General features: G+C 45.6%; 4 protein-coding genes. 1 reads left to right on the top strand and 3 read right to left on the bottom strand.

The features are described from left to right. Positions 1–1,280 (bottom strand): cation:proton antiporter (locus F6K20_RS23055; RefSeq protein WP_287296152.1); only part of this gene is annotated, 1,280 nt, incomplete at its 3' end. 832 nt (positions 1,281–2,112) lie between these two features. Next, a complete protein-coding gene (locus tag F6K20_RS23050; protein WP_267872031.1) occupies positions 2,113–2,247 on the bottom strand; it encodes a hypothetical protein in 135 nt (44 codons plus the stop codon). Between the two features lie 66 nt (positions 2,248–2,313). On the opposite strand from F6K20_RS23050, the gene F6K20_RS23045 reads away from it, so the two are divergent. Further along, complete coding sequence (locus F6K20_RS23045; RefSeq protein ID WP_008184393.1) at positions 2,314–3,663, top strand: ArnT family glycosyltransferase; 1,350 nt, start codon at positions 2,314–2,316, stop codon at positions 3,661–3,663. A 474-nt stretch (positions 3,664–4,137) separates the two neighbouring features. Here F6K20_RS23045 and F6K20_RS23040 read toward each other — a convergent pair whose 3' ends face one another. After that, positions 4,138–4,551 carry an AbrB family transcriptional regulator gene (locus tag F6K20_RS23040; protein ID WP_008184396.1) on the bottom strand — a complete coding sequence of 138 codons (414 nt, stop codon included), beginning with the start codon at positions 4,549–4,551 and terminating at the stop codon, positions 4,138–4,140. Between the last annotated feature and the right edge of the window lie 717 nt (positions 4,552–5,268).

The following is a 5,268-nucleotide window of genomic DNA, read 5'->3' as shown; positions in this document are numbered from 1 at the left end:
TCAGACTCTCCTCGCTCTTGAAACAAACGAGCAATCAGACGGCTCATCGGATTACAACCGATGATTACAGCACCAGTTGCCTCCTCCTCTGGGTTAAGTTTTAGCCATTTGGCGACCCAGCGAGCGGTCAAACCCTGTAAAACTACCGTCAACATAATTGTCAGGAATACCAAGGCTTTAATCGAGTCACCACCATTAACCCCCCGTTCCGTTAGGAGAATCGCAAACAAGGAAGCCACAGAAGCACTGACAATTCCCTTAGGACCAATCCAGGACACAAATAACTTTTGCCGCCAATTGAGATCACTATTCCAAGTACAAACCACCACACTGATGGGGCGCACCACCAACATCAACACCAAGACGGTAAAGATACTGCCCCAGCCTAGGGCAAACACACTGGCGATGGAGAGGTCAGCGGAGAGCAGTACGAATAACATGGAAACCCCAAGGACAGTTAATTGTCCCTTGAAGCGTCGCAACAAGCGCTCTTCAGGCAGGTCAGAGGCTCCCAAAACTACTCCAGCGACTACAGTTGCCATCAAACCGGATTCAGAGCGAACCATCTGAGCCAAGCCAAACAAACCCCACATGCCAGCCAGTACGACTAAGTTTTTGAGTTCTTCTGAGATGAAGCGTGCTTGCTTGAGAAGAAACCCCATTAACCAGCCCCCTAAGCCCCCAATCACAGCACCGATGCTCAAACGAAGACCTAGACCGACAAATGCTGCATTTGCACCAGCATCACTATTTAAAATTGTGTCCAGGACAACCACTGCCAGAATTGCCCCGACTGGATCAATGAGAACCCCTTCCCCTTCTAGAAGGGTTTCTACACGTCGATCCACTTTCACCTGTTTTAGCAGAGGACTAATCACCGTTGGTCCGGTGACCACCACTAGAGAGGCATAGAGAAAAGCAATTGGCCAAGGAAACTCCCCTAGCCAGTGAGCCGCCATGCCACCTCCTAACAGGGTAATCAGTGTTCCTATGGTAACTAGATTTCTCAGGCTACCAGAAACTTTGCCCAGATCCCGCAGATCTAGGTTGAGCCCTCCTTCAAACAGAATAACTGCCACTGAGAGGGCAACAATTACCTCTAGACCAACCCCTAGCTTCTGTGGGTGCAAAAGACCGAAGCCATCTGGTCCGAGTAGAGTGCCAAACATCAGCAAAAAGACAATGCTGGGAATTTTTAAATACTCACCCATTACCTGGGCACTGATCCCAGCGAAGATGGCGATAACCATCTGTAGGGTTAGTTCAAATGAGCTTTCCATATGCGTAAGTGTCGCAAGTGATCAACTTAGGTAGAAATTCCTCATTATTCTGTGTTCAACTCCATGGGCTGGCTTGGTCAACAAGTGATCGGTTAGCAGTGAATCTGAACTTGAGGTAAGTTCTAGAACATTGCTCGTAGCAGTCGATGGTCAATGACTGAGCTATAGGTCACAGTAATAAAACCGTCTATAGCCTATCTTAAGCATGCCCTTTGTGTCCTGGTAGTGTATCACTTTCATAGGACTTATTACAGAAGTAGGCAACTTCGGAACTTCGGAACAGTGAACAGGTAAGGATTCTGGAGATTAGTGCGTGAACTTTGGCAACAGGTCTTGAAAAAAACTCAAGTTTGAATTACTCAAGACTATAAGCAAAGCTGTTTGCTGTTGTGCCTTACTTAAACGATTGCTGAGCAACAGTTCCTCCCGGAGATAAGATTGAGCCACTGTAAATAGTCATGGGGAGGTTTGAGAGTGTCTGTTACCATGTCATCCTCCTATTTGTCTAATTAGTTTTGTTTATATTGTGTTGATATTGTGTATAGTTGTCAGACTTTGCCATTGGTCACCAATCTAATTATTAATTGGACTCATAGCTCACACTAATGATAGCTCAAAGGTTTTTATACGTTGATTGGTAATTTCAAAAAAAATTCAGTTTTAATTCATGCTGGATAGTTTAGCACCGTCACTTCAACAACGGACATTCCATCACTGACCGTAAACAGCTTCAACAGAATTGCCTGTTCACGCTCGCGCGAGACGATTAGTTAGAGACGATTAGTTTTCCGACATAATTGAAAGGTTAAAGGTAAAAAGTATACTGCTGTGGTTAAGAACACCAGACAACGGGGTTAGTAGAGTAGATAAGATGGCTAGCAGCATTGGGATAATCCCCCAAGTAGAACCGAAAAATTGGATGATGGCTCGTGGTCTGGTGGGGAACGGTAAAATTAGCTTCGTTCATGGTTTTTTGTTAAACTTCTAGCTTTAATTATGAATTATTGGTAAAGGTAAAGGTAAAGGTAAATTTATGGATCATAAAACGTTTACTTGGGGTGGCTCGGGAAACCGGATACGTAGAACTCAACGCTGGATTGAGAGATTGTCGCTGTTAGGGTTATTCCTGGCAGCACTATTGTTGTTTAGCATCAATTTGGGCAGTGGCTCGTTGCAAGGGGTAGAGCAAAGCATAAGTCATCTTGCGACTCAACTACTTTCAGCAAAGGGGGAATTTGGGCAGTGGCTTTACCCAACTCTCGAAGGTGAAACCCTAACCCTAATTGAATACCCCCCCCTACTAGCCTGGCTAATTGCGGTGGCTTATCAGTTTGGTGGTGTCAACGAGTGGACTACGCGCTTACCTAGTGCCATGCTCAGTGTGCTGTCGGTACTGCTAGTCTATGGTCTTGCTACAGAAATCTTCCCCTGCCGTCAGAAGGGTATTTTCTCTAGCTTGATTTACCTAACTTTCTTACCAATAGCCCATTATGGGCGTATGGCAATCCTGGATGGAGCTAATCTGTGCTTTGTGGTGTTGATGATGTGGTGTGTGTTGCGATCGCGTCGGGACTCACGCTGGTCACTGGCAGCGGGGATCGGATTAAGCTTGATTTTCCTCACTAAGGGGATCCTGGTGGCATTGTTGATCACAGCGATCGCTCTGTTGTTTCTAGCATGGGATACGCCCAGACTCCTGACGTCTACTTATTGGTGGTTGGGATTGCTCCTAGGCTATAGTCCTGCTCTTGCTTGGTACACTGTGCCATTGCTGCTACAGGATCAAAGAGCCGTTACTACAACTACAGCCATTATCTACCAGTCCCTACGCCCGATCTGGACAGCAGTGGATGGGCAAAATCGCCTGCCTTGGTATTACCTGGGGGAAATCTTAAAATTTTCCGCACCTTGGTTACTGTTCTTTTCCTACTGGTTACAGCAGGCTTGGCAGAATCGCCATTGGGGCTGGGCTAAATTGGTACTGGTATGGGCTGGCGGTTACTTGATCGCCATTTCCCTTCTTGCCACTAAATTGCCTGGGTATGTGTTGCCAGTTTACCCAGCATTAGCCCTTGCTGGTGGAGCCCAACTCACAGACATTTGGCATTGGCCTTCTGGCAAATCTTATCCCCGTTTTTGGAGTATTGGTTTAAGTCTGCTAGGTGTTGCTACCATTACTGTGATGCTTCACTTAGGGATTAGAAAAGCTTTTGACCTCAGCTCCTGGCTGTTCTTCGCTTGTGTCCCTTTAACCATGGTTATAGCAGGGATGCTGGTTGCCCGACGGGATAGACAATTTATGGTAATTTTATTCTGGGGAACCTATATTTCACTACTGATTTTGATGTCTTCTGACCATGAGATTTGGCAATTTCCGATCTAGTTCAACTTATTGCTTAATACTGGTCTCCTTGAGTAATGGAAATTGAAGCCAGCCAGAAGAATTGATGATGCCCCTGACTGGATGTTATTTAAACAATATCCCAATTGAGTGATTAAAAGCTAGATTGGGAAGTTTCCATAAATGGGGATGGAAATTGATACACCGCTTTCTTAACAGACAGTGATCGGGTTGGCATTGAGCTATCAGCAGTCAGCTGACGCGCTACTTTCCGGCTTTGCAAACAGCTAATGTTTTGGGAGCCTGGGTTTATCAAGAGAGTAAGCTTATGGGCTCCTTTTCAAACCAGGCTTACCGTTTAAAGCCTCGTGGATTGGTTCTCTTGAGGGCATCATGAATGGCTGGCAAGCACAGCGTTTCAAGTAGCGCTAATGCTGATAACTGACGGCGGAATGCTGACATTTTGAGCGACAGCACATTTACCGGTTACGGCGTTCTAAGCCTTGTCTATTCGGCTCAGGATGCCTCAAGTGCTTCTTCTTCTGTTGGATCAAGTTGTTTAAGGTGAATGTGCTTGCGTCCCAGGGTGATTTCAAACTCGTCCCCTGGTTGTAAACCCATTTGTTTCGTGTAAGCCGAGCCAATCAGAAGATTGCCGTTAGACTGCACACTAATCCGATAGCTGGCACTGCGTCCGCCACGACCATTGCCATTGGTTTTGCTGTCTAATTCAATCCCCTCGGCATCAATAAGGGCATTGAGGAACTTCATCATATTGACTCGCTCTACTCCGTTTTTTGTCACGGTGTAGTAGCCACAGGCTCTAGCTTTTTGTTCTTTGCTCAGGCTACCTAGGTCTTTGACTTTCGCCACCAATGCTTGACCCTGCAGAGGAACGATCGGAGCAGCCATGTTTTTCTTTTTAGCCATCAACTTGAATCTAATACTAAGGACTTAAGTGGTATCCAGCATTTCTACTGGACTGACTGTCAACTAAGATAACAAAATCTTAGTTTAATATCAGTATATGAGACTATCTTACACCCAGAGTGTCAACTGTGTTCGTTAATAGTCAGTTTTTAACTACCGTTCAACTACAGCAATAGGTTGTGAATAGGTCGTGAACAACTCCGATCATCTGGGTCACAGGAAAATTGCCTAGGGTCACGGGAAAATTTGCTAAAAGAGTATGGGCTACTCTTGTAGGCAATTTTCCCACCAGCCACCTGTACTTTCCATCCCTGTCACAAGTCAATGGCTATCTCCATTGGGTGACACTATTTTATAGTTTCTTTGAGCTGTTGCATTCAGCCAACAGGCTATCAGCTATCAGCCATTGATAGTCTAAGATATAAGCTTCTGGCTTGAAGCCGATAGCTAAAAGCATACCGCTCAAAGTATAGTCTTCAGGATGAGAGGGTTCCTTGGTTCCCCCTGCTCTTGATGCTGATAGCTGAGTGCATTAAACGAGCGTGATCTTTAAACGAGCGTGATCTTTAAACAGGTCATAAAATCGTTTCCGACTTGTAAGCATTCAGCTATCAGCGGTCAGCCGTCAGCCGTCAGCAGATGTAACTCAGATTTAACACATGGTTACCTGTTTTATTGATGCAGTTGCTCATGGGGAGAACCCCCTTTGGCGGTGCA

Origin of the sequence: Moorena sp. SIO2C4, from assembly GCF_010672485.1 — a bacterium.
Classification (GTDB): domain Bacteria; phylum Cyanobacteriota; class Cyanobacteriia; order Cyanobacteriales; family Coleofasciculaceae; genus Moorena; species Moorena producens.
Note: the sequence above shows the minus strand (reverse complement) of the source record. Positions and strands in the feature narration are given on the sequence as shown.

Excerpts from the sequence above, each read along its gene's own strand:
- F6K20_RS23050 (WP_267872031.1), bottom strand. The coding sequence starts at position 2,247 with ATGAACGAAGCTAATTTTACCGTTCCCCACCAGACCACGAGCCATCAT.
- F6K20_RS23040 (WP_008184396.1), bottom strand. The coding sequence starts at position 4,551 with ATGGCTAAAAAGAAAAACATGGCTGCTCCGATCGTTCCTCTGCAGGGT.
- F6K20_RS23045 (WP_008184393.1), top strand. The coding sequence starts at position 2,314 with ATGGATCATAAAACGTTTACTTGGGGTGGCTCGGGAAACCGGATACGT.